Genomic DNA, 22531 nt, shown 5'->3' with positions numbered 1-22531 from the left:
ATCAATTTTTAAAAATTCATTTTGTTGGTTATTTAATTGATAATCAATATTTTAATTTAGTTTTTAAGGGTGGTTAATCAAATTAATTAGAGGTTAAATCTTAAGGAGTCTTTACTAATATTATCTAATCTAAAAATAATGTTTTATTGTACTTGTCTAGTTTTTGTCTAGGACGTTTATAGTGATTAACATCTTTATATTCATAATTTCATCAGCGTATAATTATTATATCCTCATTTTCAAAGGCAAAAAACGCTAACTTCCTTTTAAGAAATATTTAAGAAAAATTCAACAAGACCAGTACTAAATAACCAAATGTATTAACTCAATCATTTTAAACTAAAGAGAACAATTATGAAACAACACTTTAAACAACTATTAAGGAAAGGCTGCCTTTTAGCACTTTTTCTAACAACAGTGGGTATGCAGGGGCTGTATGCTCAACAGGCCGTCACAGGAAACGTTACAGATGGGGATGGCGTTCCTGTTCCAGGAGCAAATATTGTAATAAAAGGTTCTACAACCGGAACTCAATCGGACTTTGATGGTAATTATACTATAGAGGCATCTTCGGAGGATGTTTTAGTATTTTCCTATATAGGTTATGCAACAAAGAATATTACCGTTGGCAACCAGACATCTATAAATGTACAATTAGCTGAAGATGCTAGTCAGTTAGAAGAAGTTGTCGTAATAGGTTATGGTACTACAAAGAAAAAGGATGTTACAGGAGCCGTATCCCGTGTTACTGCGGAATCTTTTGAAAATCAACCATTAACAAGGGTTGATGAGGCATTACAAGGTAGGGCTGCCGGTGTGACTGTAGCAAGAGCTAACGGAGCGCCAGGTGCTGGTATAAAGGTGCGTATTAGAGGGGTTAACTCTATTACTGGAAATAACGATCCGTTGGTTGTAATTGATGGTGTTTTAGGAGGGGATCTTAGTACACTAAATCCAAATGATATCGCATCTATGGATGTATTGAAAGATGCTTCTGCAACGGCAATATACGGTGTACGAGGTTCAAATGGTGTAATTCTTATTTCAACAAAAAAAGGAACTGGAAAAGGTAAAATAAATGTTGATTTTTTTACAACAGTATCACAAGTACAGAATTACCTTCCAACTTTGGCAGATAATGTTGGTGAATTTGCTAGAATAGAAAATTTAAGAAAGTTAAGTATTGGCCAAAACCCTACGTTTACGGATGGGGAAATAGCTGCTCTTGATTCTAATGGTGGAACTAATTATCAAGATGAAATTTTAAGAACGGGATTTAGCCAAAACTTACAAATTTCAACAAGTGGTTCGGAAGGTAAAATAAGATATTTTCTATCTGGAAATTATAGAAATGAAGAAGGTATAGTAATTAATACAGATTTTCAACAATTAAACCTGAGATCAAATATAGAAGCCCAAGTAACAGATAGATTTAAAGTAGGCCTTAACATATTTGGTAGTCGGGGAGAAAAGAAAAATAATTTTGAAAGTTTTGGTAACGGGCAGGGAAGTTTAATAGCTAAGGCTTTGACTTGGGATCCCTCAACTCCGGTTTACGATGCTAATGGTGAATACAATAGACGATCAACGAGGGGTATTGGATCATTGAATTTGAATCCAGTTCTTACCTTAAACGAAACGCAGGCAAGCGATGTAGATGAAAGATTAAGTGCTACGTTAAACACTAATTATAAAATAACTGATAATTTTAGCTATTCTTTGGTTGCCGGAACGCAGGTTAACAATTATAACGTACAGCGATACACTGTAGAAGGGGATAATGATACTCCAGATGCAAATTTTTCCACAAATAAGTTCACCTCGTATCAAATGAGTAACATATTTACATGGCAAAATCTTTATAATGATAAACATGATTTGAAAATAACCGGTGTTCACGAATATTCTAATCAGAAGAATGAGAGAAATACCTATAATGCAGATAATCTTCTTTTACCCAACGGTTTTTATTTTGCAGAGACTGCAGCAGGATTTTCTATCAGCAATAATTTAGTGCCAAGAGAAATATTGTCTTTTATGTTACGTGCAGAGTACATCCTTGCAAATAATTTATCGATTACAGCAACAGGGCGTTACGATGGTACATCTGTATTTAGGACAGGTAAGAAATGGGGTTTCTTTCCGTCTTTTGCTGCAGGGTATAATGTTATTAATCCAAGTGATGATTCAGGTTTTGTTAGTAGCCTAAAGTTACGTGCCGGTTGGGGTCAAGTAGGTAGTCAAGCAATAGATCCTTTTGGAACTTATGCTAATTTAGGAAACAACAGTTATGCTTATGAAGGAGGGTCTCCTTCTCCAGGAACGTTTATAACTAGTTTTGCAAATGAATTTCTCTCTTGGGAAACCACTAGTCAGACCAACGTTGGTATTGACTTTGGTTTTAATGACAGTAGAGGTAATTTTAGTCTTGATGGGTATAAAAAAACAACATCAGATTTACTTTTAAGTGTACCGGTATCAGGAACTAACGGTGGTGGAAATGTAAATCAAAATATTGGTGCAGTTGAAAATGTTGGTATAGATATCGCCTTGGGCTATGATATTATTCAAAACGATAATTTTAATTGGAATGCAAATTTAGCAATGTCCTTTGTAAAAAATGAGGTAACTGAATTATATGGAGGTCTTGATCAAATTGATGGCGAAGTCCAAGTTCCTGGTGGGCAGGCTAGGGTAGCCAATATTATACAATTGGGAGAGCCTTTAGGGCAATTTCAAGGAGCTACTTTCTTAGGTACATGGAAAAGTTCGGAGGCGACGGCAGCTGACGCAGTTGGTAAAAAACCTGGTGACGCAAAATATTTAAGGGATGCGGATGGAGAAATAGCGTTTGGTGCTATTGGTAATGGTATGCCTACACTAACGTGGGGTTTCAATAATACGATATCTTACAAAAACTTTGATTTCAACTTTTTTATAAATGGTTCACATGGATTTGATGTTTATAATTTAACTCAGGCACAGATTACTGGCGGTGCTGGGGATTCCAGAAGTTTTTTGGCATCAGACCAAATCAATCAATGGACACCTAGCAATGAAACTGATATTCCTGCAACCGTTCAGTTGTACAATTCTTCAAGATATATTGAAAAAGGAGATTTCATAAGGTTAAGCAACCTTACTGTTGGGTATACCTTGAAAGATTTAGATTGGTTAGGAGGCGCTAACGTTAAGATCTATGGTGGTGGTCAGAATTTGTTTTTAATTACTGATTTTACCGGTTATGACCCAGAATCCTCCTCTAGAAGAGCGAACGAAGGAAATGCAGATGTTGCTCCGGGTATTAATGTTGGAGCTTATCCTATTCCAAGAACTTTCACATTAGGGGTAAAAGTTGGATTCTAAAAAAAAGCTAATAGAAAATACAGAAAATATGAAAAAATTAAAAGTAGAAAAAGCATTTAAAGAGCTACTGGGTATAGTTGTCCTAGCTATGCTTGCATTCAGTTTCAATAGCTGTGAACAGTTTGATATTGAAGAAAACCCTGCTGCTTCCGAGTTGCAAGTTGTAACGTATAGCTCAATGGCACAACTAGAATTGGGTGTTACAGGTATCTATGGTAAGCTAAACAAGGCAGCTTGGATGTCAACCTTTTATGTAAATGGTTGGTCGGGCGATGATATTACAACGCACGTTGCTAGTAATAAGGCGGATTTTAGGGAATATGATCAAAGATTTATTACCCCTGAAAACTCTAGAACACAAACAAATTGGAATGGTGTCTATGAGATGATACGTGCCGCCAATACTGTTTTACAAAGTGTAGAAGGAGTAACACTTTCCGATTCAGATGCGAGTAAGCAAGATAGATTAATAGGGGAGACGTATTTTTTGAGAGGAATAATGTTCAATCATTTAATGCGTATTCATGGTAGAATTCCTTTAGTTCTTGAAATTGATCCCTTTCAGCAACCTTCTTTGGCTTCGCAATTAGAAGTTTTTGAGCAAATAGAGAGTGATCTTCTAGAAGCTGAATCAAGATTACCGGTTAAGAGCCCGTTTGCAGGATCTACAACACCAAGTCAAGGAACTGTCAGGGCTTTTTTGGCAAGATTGTACATGGATTGGGCTGGATTCCCATTAAAGGATGCCAGCAAATATGCACAAGCAGCAGCGAGTGCAAAATCAGTAATAGACAATGCGGCTGCTCACGGATTTGGTTTAGAGCCTGATTTAGCTAAATTATGGTCATTGGCAGGAAGGTTTAGTCAAGAAGGTGTATTTACTATCGCCTATAGCAATTCTGCTGGTAATCTAACCAATCGTAAGATGGGAAAATTAGGACTTCCTTCTGATCCAGGTTTGAACGGTTGGCAAGAGACATTTGCTGAAATTAGGTTTTTTGAAGATATGCCTGAAGGCACTAGAAAAGATGCAACATATTACGCCGAGTTACCAGTTGGAGATGATGGCGCTATTAACTTAGATAATCCTACTAAAATACTTAAGTGGGAAGAATTTAAAGATCAACAAAGTCCTATACTTAGGAAAATAGTAGGGGATTTAGCCGATGGAGACTGGGCTCAATTTCAGACGCTAAGAAGTGATTTGTATATGAGATACGCAGAGGTTTTGTTGATTTATGCCGAAGCTTCAGGTGAAGCAGGATCTTCTGGTGCTGATGCATGGGAAGCATTAAACATGGTGCATAGAAGAGCTGAAGGTCTTGATATTAATACTCCGGACCCGAGTGATCTAACAGCCGGAGATGGTAGTATACAAGATTTGGCTTTTACAGAAAGAAAATGGGAATTCGCAGGTGAATTTATCCGTTGGAACGATTTGGTTCGAAAAGAAAAAGTACAAGAAGCATTAGGTGCTAGAAACCCTCAAGTTTCTATAGGTACATCTTATGATGAAAATGGTGTGGGCTCACCTAAACCCTTAACTACTGCACAAAACCCAATTTTAGGTTCTTTGGCAACGGACAATTATTATGCGCCGATTCCACAGCAGGAAATTGAGAAAAACCCTAACCTTAGTAATTAAAGATAAAGTTGTTGAGTTAGTTTGAGTAAAACGGTAAGATTTAAAAAATCTTGCCGTTTTATTTTTTCATGGAGTTTGGTAATGTATTTTAGAATTACTTTTAAGATTGTTGTTCAACAACAACAACACTCATAATATAAATTCAATGGTTCTAAATGCAATATAAGTTAATGAGCGAAAAGAATATTTTGAAGATTAAAATTGCTTTTGGGGCGGTACTTTTTTGTTTTTTAACAAACTGTACCAATAAGGATAAGCATGAAGAAGGTAGGAAATTGGCTAAGATTCATTGCGCATCGTGTCATGTCTTTCCAGAACCTTCAATATTGCCTAGAAGAGTGTGGGGTGAAAAAATCTTACCAAATATGGGGTTGAAAATGGGCATGTCTCACGGACCTATTTATAGCTATAGAAATTCTGAAACACAAGACAGCTTAAGCCCTACTATGTCTCAAGAAGACTGGGATAATATAGTCCATTATTATTTAAATCAATCAAAGAATAGTAATCCTCAAAATTTGATTCAAGATCAAGAGAAAAGTACTTTATTCGAAGCTCATCTGTTTTTACAGGATTCTTTATCAGTGCTTTCAATGACTTCTTATAGCGATGAAGGCGAAAATTTATTTTTAGGGAATGCTAGTACTTCTGAATTATTAACAGTAGATATGGATGGCCATATTCTTAACAACCAAAAACTGGATAGTCCACCTGTTAAAGTAGCATTTAAAGATTCTTTAGATTACGTATTGACAATAGGTTCCATGAATCCCTCAGATGAAGCAAAAGGAAAACTAAAAATAGGGAATAATGTCATTGATGGTCTGAGAAGACCAGTAAATTTTTTGATTTACGATATAAATTCTGATGGATATGATGATGTGTTTGTGTGTAACTACGGTAACAATATTGGAGATTTCTCCCTATTCGAAAATTTAAAAAATGGAACTTATAGCAAAAAACTAATACAACCGCTATCTGGTGCAATAAAGGTGCAAATGGCGAATATGGATGACGATGATGAAAATGAAATTGTGGTTTTATTTGCTCAAGAACATGAATCTATTATGATTTGGGATTATGAAAATAATGAATTCAGTGGTAAAAAAGTAGTTCAATATCAACCAGCCTTTGGTTCAGTAGATTTTGAGTTAAAGGATATGGATGGGGACGGCTTAAAGGATATTATTATAGGTAATGGCGATAATTCGGATTTATCAACGGTTCTTAAAAATTTTCATGGAGTACGTGTTCTATTAAATAAGGGTGATAAAGAATTTACTGAAAGTTATTTCTTTCCTATTCACGGAGTAAGTAAAGTAGTGGTAGAAGATTTTGATTTAGATGGCGACAATGATATCCTTACGGTTTCTAATTTTGGAGATTTTACAAATCCTAAGTTTAAAAGTGTTCAACTTCTATTAAATGAGGGAGGACTAAAATTCATACCAAAATCAATTAACGGGCTCCCAGATTTTAGGTGGCAAACTATTGATGTAAACGATTTTGATAATGACGGTGATTTAGATTTTTTTTTAGGTGCGTTCAATTTAAACATTGGGCCGGAAGAGTCAAGTACTTCAGGTAATCAAAACATTTCTTGGGCAAGATTAGAAAATACTTTGCATTAATTTTCAATGTAAATCCTCATTAGATCGATCCGGCACATTAACAATACTGGGTTTCTGCATTAATGCTATGATGTCACTCAATTCTCTTTCGTTAAGTTTTGAAACCTCTTTCTTATAGTAAAAATTAGAAACTTCATTGATTCCATGAATATACAAATCAAATTTATAGTTCTCTAAAACCCAGTTTAAACACTCCTTTTGGGTTGTTTCTTCTTCTAATTTCCAAGCTAAAACGTAGGCCTTTTTGTTTGACAGTTTTGTAGTGTCACCGTTTTGTCGGCTATATTCAGAAATCATAGCGGCCAAAAGGCTTGGACTTTTGATAAAGTCTTTTGAAAACAAACCACTTCCTATTTGTTGATTCAAGCTAGAAGTTAAAATATTGGGATGCTCTTGTTCGTACAATTCATAAAATCGTTCTGGTAACTCTTTTGCAAACTTTACTTTTGTGACAAATTCGGTCAATTCTTTTTCAGTAACAAAGCTATTCCAAGAACTTCTTAAATAGTAATAATAGCCAAGTGAAAAAATAAGACCAACGGCCACGATAAAAAATGTAAATTTCAGTATTTTCTTTTTAATTGTCATGGCTCTTATTTCAATTATTAGATGTGATGGTTTTGTAGAAAACGAAGCTAATTAATTATCTATTTATCAACAAATTATAGAGAGTGCAAATACCATTTATTTTATCTTAAAAAACCGTTGTAGAGCAAGGGATTTAGCATTAAACTTCGTATTTTGTAGGTTGTAAAATAATAGATATTTTAAATACTTTTTTATGATGTTTTCAGGAATGACTCACGGGCTAAAAAGTTTAGCTAAGTATTTTATTTTTAGTGTGATTTTTTTAGGTTTTATCTCTTGTGAAAACTCAAAAAAAAATGAAAAAAAAATCAACGATGAGACGCCGAAAGAGTATTTATTTGTTTCAATTTCTGAGGAAGAAACAGGCATTGATTTTGTAAATCATTTAGAAGAGTCATTAGAATCTAATTATTATCAATACATGTACACCTACATTGGTGGTGGTGTTGCTGTTGGTGATTTGAACGATGATGGTTATGATGATATTTATTTCACATCCAATTCATCAGAAGATAAATTATATCTAAACACAGGCAATCTTAATTTTAAAGATGTTACTGAAGCCGCAGGCATAGAACAAAAACCTGGTTTTAATACCGGTGTTACTATGGCCGATGTAAATGGAGATGGACTTCTGGATATCTACGTTTCCAGAGGCGGATGGCAAGATGATGGTAATAAATTTAAAAATCTCCTCTACATAAATAATGGGCCTTCAGGCGATGCCGGAGTGTCATTTACAGAACGAGCAGAAGAATTGGGTCTTGCTGATGCCAATAGAACTATTCAAGCTACATTTTTTGATTATGATAAGGATAATGATTTGGATGTGTATGTGTCAAACACACCGGATATTACGAGTAGATCAGAAATAATCGATTTAAACAAAACTCAAAAAGACCCTAAAAGTTTAGAGCTTAAAGGTAGTGATAAGCTCTATGAAAATGATGGTACAGGACATTTTACGGATGTATCCAAAAAAGCTGGTTTACTCTATGACATTGGCTTTGGACTTAATCCGCAAGTTGGTGATTTAAATAATGACGGTTGGGATGATATTTATATCAGTAATGATTTCAACGTGCCCGATTTGGCTTATGTAAATAATGGTGATGGAACTTTTACAGAGTCGCGCGATAAACTTTTCAAGCATATGTCGTTCAATAGTATGGGTAGTGACATGGCTGATATAGATAATGATGGCCTTTTGGATTTAATGACTTTAGACATGAATCCGCAAGATTATGTTAGATCTAAAACTACTATGGCCATGACTTCTATAGCAGATTTTGAAAGCATGGTAGAGAAGGGGTATCACCATCAATACATGCACAATATGTTGCAGACCAATAATGGTAACGGCACTTTTAGCGAAATCGGGAATATGGCTGGGATTGCCAATACGGACTGGAGTTGGGCTTTGTTATCGGCAGATTTTGATCTGGACGGTTTTAATGATGTTTACGTTACTAATGGTGTGTATAGAGATGTTATTGACCGCGATAAGAACAATGAAATTTTAGAAATTTTAAGAACGAATAAAAGAAAGCCCACAGCCGAAGATTTTCTGAAGTTTGCTCAGATGCTTCCGCAGCAAAAATTGAAGAATTTCTTTTATCGGAATAAAGGAGATTTGACATTTGAGGATACGAGTGAATCGTGGGTAGAAAGTGAACCTTCTTTCTCAAACGGAGCGGCGTATGCAGATTTTGATAATGATGGCGATTTGGATATCGTGGTGAATAATATAAATGATAAGGCTACTTTTCTAGAAAACAGGGCTATTGATAACCAACGTAAATACTATTTAGAGCTAGATTTGGTTGCTGCCGGAAAGAATACTTTTGGAGTAGGTACAACAGTAAATTTGTACTTTGAAGACGATACAAAACAAACGCGCCAAGTTACACCAACAAGAGGTTTTTTATCATCGGTTCCAAATTCTCTTTACTTTGGTCTAGGTAAACATTTGTCCGTAAAACGGATGGAGGTTATTTGGCCTGACGGAAAAATTCAGGAATTGGAAGATGTAGACGCCAATCAATCTTTACAGTTAAATTATCGCTTTGCGGAAACCAAAGTAAAAGAAGAAAATAAGGCCGATTTACTTTTTACTAAAGTCGCTTTTGACAACCGTCATTCGGACCCTTACTTTAACGATTTTGATTTACAGATTTTACTGCCTCATAAATTGTCGCAATTAGGGCCTTCTTTGGCAAAAGCTGATATAAATGGAGATGGGCAAGAAGACGTGTTTATAGGAGGAGGAAAAGATCAACCAGGACAACTACTAATAAGCCAGTCAAATACATTTAAAAAGATGAATTCATCTGCTCTTGGAAAGGATAGCTCTTATGAAGATGTTGGCGCTGCCTTTTTTGATGCAGATGGCGACGGAGATAATGACCTTTACGTAGTTAGCGGCAGTTATGAGTTCAAGGAGAACCCTAGGATGTTGGTAGATAGGTTATATCTAAACGACGGCAAAGGTAATTTTAAAAAAGCTGAAAATGCTATTCCAGAAGTAGGTATTTCGGGTTCTGTTGTGGTTCCTTCGGATTATGACGGTGATGGAGATATAGATTTGTTCATTGGCGGAAGACTTATTACGGGTAAATATCCGCATCCAGCAAGTAGTTTATTACTGGTAAATGATGCAGGTAAATTTACAATTCAAAATGAAAACCTTGCTCCGGAATTACAAGGGTTAGGTCTTGTAACTGATGCCAAATGGGTAGACATCAATAATGACCAAAAAGTTGATTTGGTTGTGACTGGTGAATGGATGGGGATTCAAGTATTTCTTAATAAAAATAATAAGCTAGAACGTAGTGATGCATATCCAGAATTAGCAAATGCCGTAGGTTGGTGGAACGAACTCTTAATAGATGACATAGATGGCGATGGGGACAAAGATATTGTTGCAGGGAACTTGGGCTTAAATTCTAAGTTTCATGCTTCTTATGAAAAACCATTTGAAATCTATACATCGGATTTTGATATGAACGGGTCGGAAGATGTTATACTGGCAAAAGAGTACCATGGCAAACAAGTTCCTGTTAGGGGTAAAGGTTGTATGACTCAGCAATTACCACATCTGGCGCAAACCATACCAACTTATACTGACTTTGCTAGTAAGGATTTAAAAGGTATTGTTGGAGAGGGGCTTCAAACGGCACTTCATTATAAGGCAAAAGAATTTAAATCAGGAATATTTATAAACAATGGAGATAAATTTAGTTTTCAACCATTTGAAAATAGAATTCAGATAGCACCCATCAATAGTATATTGTTCCAAGATTTTGATAACGATGGTTTAAAAGATCTGTTATTGGCGGGCAACAATTACCAATCTGAGGTTGAAACTACGCGTGCGGATGCGGGAATAGGTAATTTCCTTAAAGGAAATGGTAAAGGCGATTTTGTCGTAATTTCAAGTTTAAAGTCAGGTTTTTTTGCTGATAAGGATGTTCGCAATATGACCACATTAAATACGAAAGCAGGAAGTTTTATTCTGGTGGTCAATAATAATGACAAGCATGATTTATTCAAAGTAAAAACAGCTACTAATTAAAACATGAGATTGCCAATAAGGAATATATTACTTTTTGGATTTTTCTTTTTGCTTTGTACGGCAACGAGTCGGTTAAGTGCGCAGCAAAATTCCGAAAAGAAACATGATTCTCTGGCCGATGTCTTTTTTAATCAAACGAAAAAGTTAAGGCGTGATAATCCTGATAGTGCTTTAGTTCTACTAGAGTCTAAACACGAGGAATTCTTACAAAAAGGAGACACTGTAAATGCCGTAAAAGCCTTGCTGGAAATGCCATATATTTATGGACAACATGTAGATTACAATAAATCTTATGACACGCTTTGGTTTGCATTATTCTTGGCAGACAAGGCTAACAATGATGAGTTAAAAGCTTCTGTGTACAATTGGCTGGGCAGACTGTATAGCTTTTTTAAGCGGAAGGATGAAGCTTTGGAATATCTACAGAACTCTCTTGATATTAATCGTAAACTGGTTGAAAAAGGCCAATTGAAAAAAGCAGATTTAGTACGGAACTATTATCTGTTGAGCGCAACACATAGAGTATTGAATCAGCCAGAAATGGCAAAAATTTACCTAGATAGTTGTTTGGTTAACTATGCTCCTGCTAAGGGTCAATTACCTATGGCTTACCTTCATTTTGAAAAAGCTTTTCAATTATCAGTGAACGACAAAAATGAAGAAGCATTGCAATTATTAGAGGAGTTAGAGCCTTGGTTTATTGAAAACAGGCCTTCCTATTTAGTTTTGGTTTATTCTGATATGGGTGATGTATATGCAAATCTATCTAACTATAAACAGAGTAAAACCTATTATAAAAAAGCCTTGGAAGTGTCAATAAAATATAACAGTCATGTTGATTTTTCATCTTTAGTTCATGAAAAATTAGCCAATCTGTTTGAAGCGCATGGCGAGTTTGAAAAAGCTTTTAAAAATCAAAAAAAAGCTAGAGAGATCGATGCTCAATTTTTTGATAGTAGAACAGCAATAAATCAAAGTCTGTTAGAGATTAAAGATGAGTTTAGGATTGAAAAAGAAAATCAAGAACGGCTAGTACAAAAGCAGCGCTTGGAAAAATTAGAACAAGCAGATGAAATTTCTTTTCTACAACGTGTTATTTTATTAGGCTCCCTTATTTTTTTGATAATCATAGGGATAGGTTTTTTTCAATATATGCGGACAAAACATCTAGCGGAAAAGCAACTTTTAAGAAAAAACAGGCAACTAGAAATTAAAAAAGGGAAAGAACTTTTAGCATTAAAGAACAAAGAATTAGCGGTTACTGCTTTGCAAATGGTTGAAAAAGATGAATTCTTAAAAGATATTGCAGACAGATTGAAAGAAGTGGAAGGCACCACAGAAAAACCAGAAATAAAGCAAGTGCTCAAATCTATTTCTCATAATAGATCAGATAATTGGAAAGAGTTTAGGCTTCGGTTTACGGCGGTAAATGAAACTTTTTATCATAAGATTACCACTATGTATCCAAAACTCAGCCAAGCTGATCAGAAAATATGTGCTCTTATAAAATTAAATTTCTCTAGTAAGGAGATGTCTAGGCTTCTTGGTATTTCTGTAGAATCTGTTCATACGACAAGGTATAGAGTACGAAAAAAGATGAAATTGGAGAGAGGGGTGAATTTGGAAGAATATATTTCATCGCTCTAGCATTTAGATAATTGTAAGTCAAATAGAAAGAACTACTTACAATTTTAGGAAAAACAGTAGTAAAGGTGTTAAATTGCAGCAATATTCTGTGTAATGAAGAAAGAGAAGGTAGAGTTAAAATCAACTTATAATGTCCCAAATTTAGAAAGAGGACTATCTATTATAGAACTATTGGCTACTCAGCCAAAAGGCCTTACTTTGGCAGAAATAATTGAAAAACTATCAATTGCCAAGTCAAGTGCTTTTCGTATTGTCAGTACTTTAATATTTAAAAATTATCTTCAAAAGAACGAGACTACAAAAAAAATAACTCTTTCCAGAAAGATGTTAACGCTCGGTATTTCTTCAATGAACGAGCAAAGTTTAGTAGAGCATTCTATAGATGTTATGCGTGCTGTAAGAGATGAGCTTAAGGAATCTGTTATGTTAGGGGTGTTATTAGGCTCTACAGGGACTATTTTGGAACAAGTACCATCTTCATACCCGGTAAAACTTTTCGTGGAGCCAGGCACTCAGTTTGATCTTCACAGCTCTGTAGGAGGTAAATGTGTATTGGCAAACATTCCTAGTGAAGAAGCAGATGAAGCTTTAAGGGGTAAAACTCTAACCAAGTATACAGAGAATACCATCACCTCTAAAAAGGAGTTTAAGGCAGTGCTCAAAGAAGTTAAGAGCAAAGGTTATGCTGTAGATAATAGTGAAGACATTCAAGGGATTAATTGTGTAGGAGCTCCAATTTTTAATGAACACGGTTATCCTGTTGCAGCACTGTGGATTACTGCTCCCTATGGTAGATTACCAGCTTCTCAATTTGAGAGTAAAGGCAAGATTATTCAGAAGTACGCCATGAAAATTTCCGCCAAATTAGGGTATCTGACCCAATCCTTATAGTCAATTCTTCAATTTCATTAAATAAGTTCGTTCACTTCAATGTGTAAGTGAACTAGTTGATTATGGCCGTATTTAGGTCATGAAATAGCCTATTTTAATAGGTCTACGTCGGTGTGAGCGCTATCACCGGTTTGTAGTCAAAATCTTCATTTTGATTTTTTCAAGGGCACTTGTGAAAGAAATCTTAAAAAAACACATATAAATAATATCGATATATCAATTTTTTATATATTTTTGGTTCAAATAAGAAACTAGTTTCATATTTGAATAAAAAGAACACCTTATGGAAGCAACTATTTTTAAAGAAGAGAATGCTCTTGGTACTACGCAAAATGGCGTAGGAGTGTTTGAAAATGGAGAACTACGCATAAAAGTTGATTTTATTGATAATGGCGGAACTGATGTATCAGTTTATAATGAAGTCTTTAGCAAGGGACTAAATATGCCCGCTATTCTACTAGGGGCGTTAAATTCATTAGGACTGAAAATTAAAGTTTTAGAGACTGAGGCTGATAATAGTTTGTCCAAGCGTTTCAAGATTTTTAAGGACCATGCCGAAAATAAAACGGTATTAAAGAACGCCACGAAGCGAAAAATTTTATTCGAAAAGAAGGTTTCAGAATTTTCATCTCTACATACACGGGACAAGGATTTTTTAAATAAAATCACTGCATATATGGATGAAAACATGTCTGATGACACCTATTGGGTAGATGACCTTTCTTTTGATATGAATACGAGCAGGTCTACTTTTTTTAGAAAATTAAAAAAGCTTACGGGTCACGCTCCAAAAGATTATATGAGAAATATAAGATTGCTTAGGGCTGGTGAATTACTTGAGAAAGGGCAGTTGCGTATTGCAGAGGTTAGTTATCAAGTAGGCTTTGGTGATCCTAATTATTTTAGTAAATGTTTCAGAAGGTTTTACGGCACGTCACCATCTGATTATAGTGTGTTAAGTAACGCTAGTTAAAACACGAAATCCTTAAATTTAAACTTAGATCAAGTAACCATAATTATGAACAAATATTCACATTTTTTAATTTTTGCTGCTGTACTGGTTTCTGCATGCAATTCTCCCAAAACTACTAATGAAATGAAATCTACTTCAGGTAATGATGAGAAGGTGACATTTACCGCCGAGCAAATTGATCACCTTGGTATTACGGATACCAACCATTTAAGTGCTGCATCAAAAAGAGCATTGAAATGGCCAACAGATTTGGGTAACGAATGGTTTATTCAGTTTAACGGACTTGAGCCTTTAAAGGGTGATTTGGCATATGAAGAAGGAGTTGTTCGTCGTGATCCAAGTGCTATAATTAAGGAGAATGGTAAGTACTATGTTTGGTATACCAAAAGTACGGGTCCAACTCAAGGTTTTGGAGGTGATATAGAAACGGAAAAAGTATTCCCTTGGGATCGTTGTGATATTTGGTATGCTACTTCTGACGATGGTTGGACATGGAAAGAAGAAGGTCCTGCAGTAACTAGAGGAGAAAAAGGAGCATATGATGATCGTTCTGTTTTTACTGTGGAAATCATGAAATGGGAAGATAAATATTATCTAAGCTACCAAACGGTAAAGTCACCATATAATGTGCGTGTTAAAAATCAAGTTGGATTGGCATGGGCAGATTCTCCAAACGGACCTTGGACTAAAAGTGAGGAGCCTATTTTAAGCCCTGCTGATAATGGAGTTTGGAAAGGTGAGGAGCAAGATCGTTTTGCCGTAATTAAAAAAGGAGATTTTGATAGTCATAAGGTACATGACCCTTGTATTTTACCTTATAAAGGAAAGTTCTACTTATACTATAAAGGAGAGCAAATGGGCGAGCAGATTACTTTTGGTGGAAGACAGATTCGTCACGGTGTAGCTATTGCGGATAAACCTGAAGGACCATATGTAAAATCGCTTTATAACCCAATAAGTAATAGTGGTCATGAAATCTGTGTTTGGCCTTATAACGGTGGTGTAGCAGCTTTGATTACAACAGACGGTCCAGAAAAAAATACAATTCAGTGGGCGCCGGACGGTATCAATTTTGACATTAAATCTGTAATTCCAGGTGTAAATGCTCATGCTATTGGTCTAAATAGAACTGCTGATGTGGAGAAAGAGCCAACTGAAATTTTAAGATGGGGTTTGACGCATATTTATAATAATGGTGATTACCAGAGTATCATGCGCTTTTCTTCGGAAAGAAAAACACGTCATGTAGCTAAAGGAGTTAAAAAATAATAGAGAGATATATTTAATGAAAGCAACAGTTTACAAAGGAAACAAAACGTTTTCGGTCATAGAAAAAGAGATAGAGGCACCAGCTAAAGGAGATGTTAGAATTAAAGTAGCATACTCTGGTGTTTGTGGAACAGATGTGCACATCTATCATGGTATGATGGATAAAAGGGTAGCTATGCCTCAGACAATCGGTCATGAAATGTCTGGTGTAATTGATGCCGTTGGTGAAGGTGTACAAGATTATAAAGTAGGGGACAAGGTTGTTGTTCGTCCGTTGGATGACCGTAAGGTGAAAGCTTCGGACAAAGGATTCAATCATATTTGTGAAGAACTAAAATTCATTGGTATTGATAGTCCGGGTTCTATGCAACAATATTGGAACGTACCTTCATTTGTACTTCATAAACTAAAAGCGGAAACCGATTTAAAATTGGCCGCATTAATAGAGCCATTATCTGTTGCTACGCATGATGTTCGCAGAAGCGGATTGGTTGCTGGTGAAACTGCTGTTGTTTTGGGTGGTGGACCAATAGGTCTTTTGGTGGCTATGGTTGCCAAAGATGTGGGTGCAAATGTTATTATTTCTGAAGTGAACGAAAAACGTATTGCCAAAGCTAAATCTATGGGGTTACATGCTGTAAACCCTATGAAAGTTGACTTGGTAGAATATGTAAAAGAACAAACGGACAACCGTCGTGCAGATGTTGTTTTTGAAGTGGCCGGTGTACAACCTGCTTTAGATATTATGTGTGAAGTTGCTGGTATTCGCGGTAGAATATTGATGGTAGCTATTCACGGAGAGAAAAAACCTGTAGACCTTTTCAAGTTTTTCTGGAAAGAACTTAGCTTGATCGGTGCTCGTGTTTATGAGAAGGAAGATTATGAGAAGTCAATTCAACTAATTACGGAGAACAAGCTTCCTTTTGAAGATATGATCACGGATGTACAGCCGCTGACGAATATTCAACAAGTTTTTGAGAACATAGATAATAACCCTGATGGTATGAAAGTACTAATGGATTGTCAACAATAATCACGAGAAACAACGCATAAGAAAATGAGCATATTAAATCAATTTAGCCTTAAGGGAAAAACAGCTTTAGTAACAGGTTGTAAAAGAGGTATTGGTAAAGCTATGGCGGTAGCATTAGCAGAAGCCGGAGCAGATATTATTGGGGTTAGTGCTACGTTAGAGAAGCACGGTAGTATGGTAGAACAAGAAGTTGAGGCTACTGGAAGAAAATTTAAAGCATACGCCTGTGATTTTGGTAACAGAGATTCACTGTATGAGTTTATAAAGGAAGTAAAAAGCGACTTTCCCGTAATTGATATTTTGGTGAATAATGCGGGTACTATTTTAAGAGCTCCTGCAGTTGAGCATTCTGATGAATACTGGGATAAGGTTATTGAAATAAACCAAACAGCACAATTTGTTTTAACCCGTGAAATAGGTAAAGAAATGGTGGCTCGTGGTGAAGGTAAAATTATTTTCACGGCTTCATTGTTAACCTTCCAAGGTGGAATTACAGTGCCTGGTTACGCAGCTAGTAAAGGCGCAATTGGTCAAATGACAATGGCATTTGCTAACGAATGGGCAAGTAAAGGTGTTAATGTAAATGCAATAGCACCAGGTTATATTAGTACAGATAATACGGAGGCGTTGAGAAACGACCCAGAAAGGTCTGCTTCTATTTTATCTAGAATACCAGCTGGTAGATGGGGTAAACCTGAAGATTTCGCAGGACCTATAGTCTTTTTAAGTTCAGATGCGGCAGCATATATGAGCGGCGTTACCATGTTGGTAGATGGCGGTTGGATGGGTAGATAATTACCTTAAATAAGAGTAGAAATTCCAATAGAAAAATACTGAAAAATGAAATTGCCAAGACAGGTATTCTTGTTCTTAGTGTCCTTTTTTGCGCTTATAAATGGCTGGGCACAAGACAAACCGAACATCGTTTTTATATTATCTGATGACGCAGGCTATGCCGATTTTGGGTTTCAGGGGAGTAAAGAATTTAAAACTCCTGAACTGGATAAATTCGCCAAAAATTCGGTGCTCTTTACCCAAGCTTATGTCTCTGCGGCAGTATGTGGTCCTTCAAGAGCTGGGCTTCTGACTGGAAAATATCAGCAGAAATTCGGTTTTGAAGAGAATAACGTACCTGGATTGATGAGTAAAAACGGAACTACCGGAGATGACATGGGGCTTCCGTTAGATCAGAAGACAATGGCAGATTACCTTAAAGAACAAGGTTATAAAACAGCTGTTTTTGGAAAATGGCATCAAGGTAATGCAGACCGTTTTCATCCTACTAAAAGAGGTTTTGACGAGTTTTATGGTTTCCGTGGGGGCGCAAGAAGTTATATGCCTTATGGGACTGATAATGAAACTAAGAGAGATGAGGATAGGTTAGAAAGAGGTTTTGGGGAGTATGAAGAATATGAAGGTTACCTAACGGATGGTTTGGCAGACGAGGCTATTTCCTTTATGGAAAGAAACCAGAAGAACCCGTTTTTCATTTATCTAGCTTTCAATGCCGTACACACGCCAATGGAAGCAAAGGAAGAGGACTTGAAGAAGATACAAGGCCTAACTGGGAAAAGGAAAACTTTGGCTGCTATGGCTATCGCTATGGATAAAGCCTGTGGCAAAGTTTTAAACCGAATTAAGGAGTTGGGTCTGGATGAAAACACGCTTATTGTTTTTACGAATGATAATGGTGGGCCGTCAGATTCAAATGAATCATCTAACAACCCTTTAAGTGGAACCAAAGCAAACCATTTAGAAGGCGGTATACGGGTTCCATTTTTGATGTCATGGCCAGGAAAGTTAAAACCTAATACGGTTTATAACAATCCAATTAGCACGTTGGACTTACTGCCAACTTTTGTTACTGCAGCTGGTGGTAATGTTAGTGGTATTAAAGATTTGGACGGAGTAGATCTTATTCCTTTTCTAACGGAGAATACAACAGAAAAGCCACATGAAACTTTGTATTGGAAAAAAGAGGCTAGAGGTGCTGTTAGGCACAACGATTGGAAACTAGTTCGTTTTCCTGATCGTCCGGCAGAACTCTACGACATTAAAGAAGATATTTCAGAGGTAAACGATTTGGCTACAGAGCATCCTGAGAAAGTGCGGGAACTTTATAAGATGCTTTTTAATTGGGAACTCACTTTAGAGCGACCACTTTGGCAATTAGAAAGAAGATTTGAGGGCAAAGCAGCCGAAAGAATGGATACATATAGAAAACATAAATCATAAAAGAACATGTCAGCAATTAAAGAATACCAACTATTTATAGACGGAAAATGGGTGACATCTACGTCAGGAGAAACCATTGACATTGTAAATCCAACTACTGAAGAGATAGTAGCAAGAGTACAGAACGGAACAGTAGATGAGGCTCATCAAGCACTAAAAGCTGCTGAAAAGGCTCAAAAAGAATGGAAAAAATTACCTGCTCGTTCTCGTGCTGATTTATTATATAAATTGGCAAATGAAATAAAAGAGAACTCAGATTACTTGGCCGAACTTTTGGTTAAGGAACAAGGTAAATTACTAAAAGTTGCCAAAGGTGAAGTTGCAGTTACGGCTTCATTTATTGAGTATGCTTGTGAAGGCGCCAGAAGAATTGAAGGAGATATTATTCCTTCGGATAATCCTAATGAGCAAATTTGGATTCAGAAAATACCTCGTGGTGTTGTTGTTGCCATTACAGCTTGGAACTTTCCATTGGCATTGGCAGGTCGTAAATTGGGTCCTGCTTTAGTTGCTGGAAATACAATCGTTATAAAACCAACTTCTGAAACACCATTGGCAACTCTTGAGTTGGGTAATTTGGCTAAGAAAGTAGGTATTCCAGATGGAGTTATTAATATTTTGACAGGTCCAGGTAGGGCTATGGGTAATGCTCTTGTTGAGAGTCCTATTACTAAAATGGTGACCATGACAGGTTCTACACCAGTTGGCCAGTCTATTGCTAGGGCTGCAGCACAAAACCTTACACATGTTCAGTTGGAACTTGGTGGAAAAGCTCCTTTTATTGTTTTTGAAGACGCAGATATTGATGCCGCTGTAGATTCTGCTTTGCACTCGCGTTTTGATAACTGTGGACAGGTTTGCACCTGTAATGAAAGAATGTATGTGCATGAGGGTATTTATGATGCTTTCATGGAAAAATTCATAGCCAAAACAAAGGCTATAAAAGTGGGAGACCCAATGTTAGCGGAAACTGATATGGGACCTAAAGTAAATGCAGCTGAATTAAAGCATATGGAGCATTTGGTTGCCGTGAGTCTTGAAGAAGGTGCTACATTGGCTACAGGTGGTAAAAAACCAGAAGGAAGCGCTTTTGAAAAGGGATATTGGTTTGAACCAACGGTTTTGACCAACGTAACGCAGAACATGACCATTGTTCACGAAGAGTCTTTTGGACCTATTCTGCCAGTATTGAAATTCAAAACTTTTGATGAAGTGGTTGGGTATGCCAACGACTGTGAATACGGACTTGCGGCTATGATATTTACCAATGACATGAGCACTATAATGAAGTGTAACGATGAGCTTGAGTACGGCGAAATATACGTAAACAGAGGTCATGGGGAGCAGCACCAAGGTTTTCATAACGGTTACAAATTAAGTGGTTCCGGTGGTGAAGATGGTAAGTATGGCTTTGAGCAATACATGGAGAAAAAGACATTTTACATTAGACACAAGGCATAGATGAGTACACGTATAAAATCGGTTGAGTGTAAGTTGTTCCGAGTTCCGTTGCCGGAAGTCATGAACGATGCTAAACATGGAGACCATACGCATTTTGAGCTAATCACTTCTACTATTACTTTAGAAGATGGTAGCACTGGAACCGGATATACCTATACCGGTGGAAAAGGTGGAAATGCCATTAAGGCGATGGTGGATTATGATATTGCACCGGCCTTAATAGGTAAGGATGGTACAGATATAGAGGGAATCTATGAATTTCTTGAGTGGCATATGCATTATGTTGGCAGAGGGGGTATTGTATCTTTTGCCGTTTCCACGATTGATATTGCACTGTGGGACATCCGTTGTAAAAAAGCAGAAAAACCACTTTGGCAAATGGCCGGTGGAGCAGGTAAGACCTGTAAGGCGTATTGCGGTGGAATAGATTTACAGTTTCCTATTCCTAAACTTTTAAAGAATATGGAAGGTTATTTGGCGGCTGGTTTCAATGCGGTCAAAATTAAAATCGGTCGTGAAAATCTAGACGAGGATATTGAACGCATAAAAGCAGTGCGAGAATTTATTGGTCCAGATATCACGTTCATGGTAGATGCCAATTATTCAATGACTGTGGATAAAGCTATTGAAGCCATTAATCGCTTTAAAGAATATGATATCACATGGTTTGAAGAACCTATCATTCCGGATAATTATATAGGCTTTTCACAAATTTCAGATGCAACGGGCTTTCCGTTGGCTATGGGTGAAAACCTACATACCATCCATGAATTTGAGTATGCTATGGATCAGGCAAAACTATCTTTCGTGCAACCTGATGCTTCTAACTGTGGCGGTATTACAGGTTGGTTGGCAGCTGCACGATTGGCAGATAAACATAACATTCCGGCTTGTTCCCACGGTATGCAGGAGCTACACGTAAGTTTAGTGTCTGCGCAACCTAATTCCGGTTGGTTAGAGGTACATAGTTTTCCTATTGACCAGTATACTACCAGACCATTGGTTGTTGAGAACCACCTTGCTGTGGCACCAGATTCGCCAGGAGTGGGAGTGGAGTTTGATTGGGAGAAATTAGCTCCTTATCAATCTAATTAAACATCGAATTAAAATATTTCAAAACGCTTACGAAAATGAAAACAACGCAAACGGATTTCGGTGTACTTGAAGGAGAAGCAATCCACCAATATACTTTAGAAAATGATAATGGGGTAAGCGTAAAAATCTCTACTTATGGTGCTACCATAACTTCTATTTTGTTACCAAATAAGAATGGCAAAATAGAAGAAATTGTTTGTGGTTTTGATACTTTCGAGAACTATTTTTCTGATGCCTACAAAGCAAATGCTCCCTATTTTGGCGGAACTGTAGGTCGTTATTGTTCGCAAATAAAAGATGCTCAATTTTCTTTGAACGGAAAGGAATATGAACTGGCAAAAATTGTAGGAGACAATAACCTTCATGGAGGTAAAGTTGGTTTTGATAAGAAAATATGGAAAGTGAATTCGTTTTCTAATGAATTAGCTACTGTTCAAATGGAACTAAAAAGTAAACACCTTGAAGAGGGTTTTCCAGGTAATATTACGGTTCAGGTGACTTTCTCATTAACAAACGAGAACGAACTTAAAATACAGTATGGCGCAATAACCGACCAAGACACGCCTTTCACTATTACGAATCACTCGTATTTTAATCTTTCGGGTTTTGCAGAAAATGTTGAGGGTCACTCCGTAATGATAAATTCAAGTACCAAACAAGTTTGGGATGAGACAGGTGCTGCAACGGGAGAAAATGTTTCTGTTGTTGGCAAAGCCGATGATTTACAATCTGCCAAGACCATAAAAGAAGTTCATGAGGCTATGGGAGATGGTTTTGAACATTTTTATCTTTTTGAAGACAAAGGATTTGAACTGGATAAGGTAGCAGAAATAACAGAGCCCAAAAGTGGACGTTCTATGGAAGTTTTTACCACAGAACCTGGAATGTTATTGTACACAGGTAAATATACTTCTGATGAGCTACAACGGGAATCAGGATTACAATACGGAAAATACCGTGGCTTCTGTTGTGAAACGCATCGCTACCCGAACGGAATGAATATAAAGAACGCTCCTAAGAGTATTTTGAAAGCGGGAGAACCTTATGACAGTACTACTATTTTCAAATTCAACTGGTAAATAAAATAGGGTCATGTACGCTAGACCTTAATTAAATATTCAAA

15 protein-coding genes are annotated in these 22531 nt (G+C 36.6%); 14 read left to right on the top strand and 1 reads right to left on the bottom strand.

Going from position 1 to position 22531, the window contains the following annotated elements; all coding sequences use genetic code 11:
* Positions 1 to 354 precede the first annotated feature (354 nt).
* The 3 genes from HW347_RS06460 (at position 355) to HW347_RS06450 (ending at position 6642) form a co-directional block, all read left to right on the top strand.
* Complete coding sequence (locus tag HW347_RS06460) at positions 355 to 3366, top strand: SusC/RagA family TonB-linked outer membrane protein (protein ID WP_214611093.1); 3012 nt, start codon at positions 355 to 357, stop codon at positions 3364 to 3366.
* A 28-nt stretch (positions 3367 to 3394) separates the two neighbouring features.
* Complete coding sequence (locus tag HW347_RS06455) at positions 3395 to 5011, top strand: RagB/SusD family nutrient uptake outer membrane protein (protein WP_214611092.1); 1617 nt, start codon at positions 3395 to 3397, stop codon at positions 5009 to 5011.
* Positions 5012 to 5181: 170 nt separating this feature from the next.
* Positions 5182 to 6642, top strand: coding sequence for an FG-GAP repeat domain-containing protein (locus tag HW347_RS06450; RefSeq protein WP_214611091.1), 1461 nt, complete (start codon positions 5182 to 5184; stop codon positions 6640 to 6642).
* Positions 6643 to 6645: 3 nt separating this feature from the next.
* Here the strand turns inward: HW347_RS06450 and HW347_RS06445 are convergent, their stop codons facing one another.
* Positions 6646 to 7230 carry a transglycosylase domain-containing protein gene (locus HW347_RS06445; RefSeq protein ID WP_214611090.1) on the bottom strand — a complete coding sequence of 195 codons (585 nt, stop codon included), beginning with the start codon at positions 7228 to 7230 and terminating at the stop codon, positions 6646 to 6648.
* A 193-nt stretch (positions 7231 to 7423) separates the two neighbouring features.
* Here HW347_RS06445 and HW347_RS06440 point away from each other — a divergent pair, with 193 nt between their 5' ends.
* From HW347_RS06440 to HW347_RS06390, 11 genes are all read left to right on the top strand, one after another.
* Positions 7424 to 10804 (top strand): VCBS repeat-containing protein, encoded by a 3381-nt coding sequence (locus HW347_RS06440; protein WP_225901839.1) that lies wholly within the window; start codon positions 7424 to 7426, stop codon positions 10802 to 10804.
* A 3-nt stretch (positions 10805 to 10807) separates the two neighbouring features.
* Positions 10808 to 12451, top strand: coding sequence for a tetratricopeptide repeat protein (locus HW347_RS06435; RefSeq protein ID WP_214611089.1), 1644 nt, complete (start codon positions 10808 to 10810; stop codon positions 12449 to 12451).
* Positions 12452 to 12544: 93 nt separating this feature from the next.
* The gene (locus HW347_RS06430; protein ID WP_214611088.1) at positions 12545 to 13342 is read left to right on the top strand and encodes an IclR family transcriptional regulator; all 798 of its coding nucleotides are present in this window, start codon (positions 12545 to 12547) and stop codon (positions 13340 to 13342) included.
* A gap of 283 nt (positions 13343 to 13625) precedes the next feature.
* On the top strand, positions 13626 to 14315 hold the full coding sequence (locus HW347_RS06425) for a helix-turn-helix domain-containing protein (protein ID WP_214611087.1): 690 nt from the start codon (positions 13626 to 13628) through the stop codon (positions 14313 to 14315).
* Between the two features lie 123 nt (positions 14316 to 14438).
* Positions 14439 to 15584 carry a glycoside hydrolase family 117 protein gene (locus HW347_RS06420; protein WP_225901870.1) on the top strand — a complete coding sequence of 382 codons (1146 nt, stop codon included), beginning with the start codon at positions 14439 to 14441 and terminating at the stop codon, positions 15582 to 15584.
* Positions 15585 to 15600: 16 nt separating this feature from the next.
* Positions 15601 to 16617 (top strand): zinc-dependent alcohol dehydrogenase, encoded by a 1017-nt coding sequence (locus HW347_RS06415; protein WP_214611085.1) that lies wholly within the window; start codon positions 15601 to 15603, stop codon positions 16615 to 16617.
* Between the two features lie 30 nt (positions 16618 to 16647).
* Positions 16648 to 17412, top strand: a complete 765-nt coding sequence (locus HW347_RS06410; protein WP_214611508.1) for an SDR family NAD(P)-dependent oxidoreductase — start codon at positions 16648 to 16650, stop codon at positions 17410 to 17412.
* Positions 17413 to 17457: 45 nt separating this feature from the next.
* Positions 17458 to 18852 (top strand): sulfatase, encoded by a 1395-nt coding sequence (locus HW347_RS06405; RefSeq protein WP_214611084.1) that lies wholly within the window; start codon positions 17458 to 17460, stop codon positions 18850 to 18852.
* Positions 18853 to 18858: 6 nt separating this feature from the next.
* Entirely contained in the window at positions 18859 to 20313 is a 1455-nt protein-coding gene (gene aldA / locus HW347_RS06400) for an aldehyde dehydrogenase (RefSeq protein WP_225901837.1), read from the top strand.
* Complete coding sequence (locus tag HW347_RS06395) at positions 20314 to 21408, top strand: mandelate racemase/muconate lactonizing enzyme family protein (RefSeq protein WP_214611083.1); 1095 nt, start codon at positions 20314 to 20316, stop codon at positions 21406 to 21408. It begins immediately after the preceding gene.
* 35 nt (positions 21409 to 21443) lie between these two features.
* Complete coding sequence (locus HW347_RS06390; RefSeq protein ID WP_214611082.1) at positions 21444 to 22487, top strand: aldose epimerase family protein; 1044 nt, start codon at positions 21444 to 21446, stop codon at positions 22485 to 22487.
* The last annotated feature ends 44 nt before the right edge of the window (positions 22488 to 22531 follow it).

Source organism: Zobellia barbeyronii (assembly GCF_018603515.1).
GTDB classification, from domain to species: Bacteria; Bacteroidota; Bacteroidia; order Flavobacteriales; family Flavobacteriaceae; genus Zobellia; species Zobellia barbeyronii.
Note: the sequence above shows the minus strand (reverse complement) of the source record. Positions and strands in the feature narration are given on the sequence as shown.

What these genes read in the sequence shown, in the direction of transcription:
- HW347_RS06460 (WP_214611093.1), top strand. Translation starts at nt 355, where the DNA reads ATGAAACAACACTTTAAACAACTATTAAGGAAAGGCTGCCTTTTAGCA.
- HW347_RS06455 (WP_214611092.1), top strand. Translation starts at nt 3,395, where the DNA reads ATGAAAAAATTAAAAGTAGAAAAAGCATTTAAAGAGCTACTGGGTATA.
- HW347_RS06450 (WP_214611091.1), top strand. Translation starts at nt 5,182, where the DNA reads ATGAGCGAAAAGAATATTTTGAAGATTAAAATTGCTTTTGGGGCGGTA.
- HW347_RS06445 (WP_214611090.1), bottom strand. Translation starts at nt 7,230, where the DNA reads ATGACAATTAAAAAGAAAATACTGAAATTTACATTTTTTATCGTGGCC.
- HW347_RS06440 (WP_225901839.1), top strand. Translation starts at nt 7,424, where the DNA reads ATGATGTTTTCAGGAATGACTCACGGGCTAAAAAGTTTAGCTAAGTAT.
- HW347_RS06435 (WP_214611089.1), top strand. Translation starts at nt 10,808, where the DNA reads ATGAGATTGCCAATAAGGAATATATTACTTTTTGGATTTTTCTTTTTG.
- HW347_RS06430 (WP_214611088.1), top strand. Translation starts at nt 12,545, where the DNA reads ATGAAGAAAGAGAAGGTAGAGTTAAAATCAACTTATAATGTCCCAAAT.
- HW347_RS06425 (WP_214611087.1), top strand. Translation starts at nt 13,626, where the DNA reads ATGGAAGCAACTATTTTTAAAGAAGAGAATGCTCTTGGTACTACGCAA.
- HW347_RS06420 (WP_225901870.1), top strand. Translation starts at nt 14,439, where the DNA reads ATGAAATCTACTTCAGGTAATGATGAGAAGGTGACATTTACCGCCGAG.
- HW347_RS06415 (WP_214611085.1), top strand. Translation starts at nt 15,601, where the DNA reads ATGAAAGCAACAGTTTACAAAGGAAACAAAACGTTTTCGGTCATAGAA.
- HW347_RS06405 (WP_214611084.1), top strand. Translation starts at nt 17,458, where the DNA reads ATGAAATTGCCAAGACAGGTATTCTTGTTCTTAGTGTCCTTTTTTGCG.
- aldA (WP_225901837.1), top strand. Translation starts at nt 18,859, where the DNA reads ATGTCAGCAATTAAAGAATACCAACTATTTATAGACGGAAAATGGGTG.
- HW347_RS06395 (WP_214611083.1), top strand. Translation starts at nt 20,314, where the DNA reads ATGAGTACACGTATAAAATCGGTTGAGTGTAAGTTGTTCCGAGTTCCG.
- HW347_RS06390 (WP_214611082.1), top strand. Translation starts at nt 21,444, where the DNA reads ATGAAAACAACGCAAACGGATTTCGGTGTACTTGAAGGAGAAGCAATC.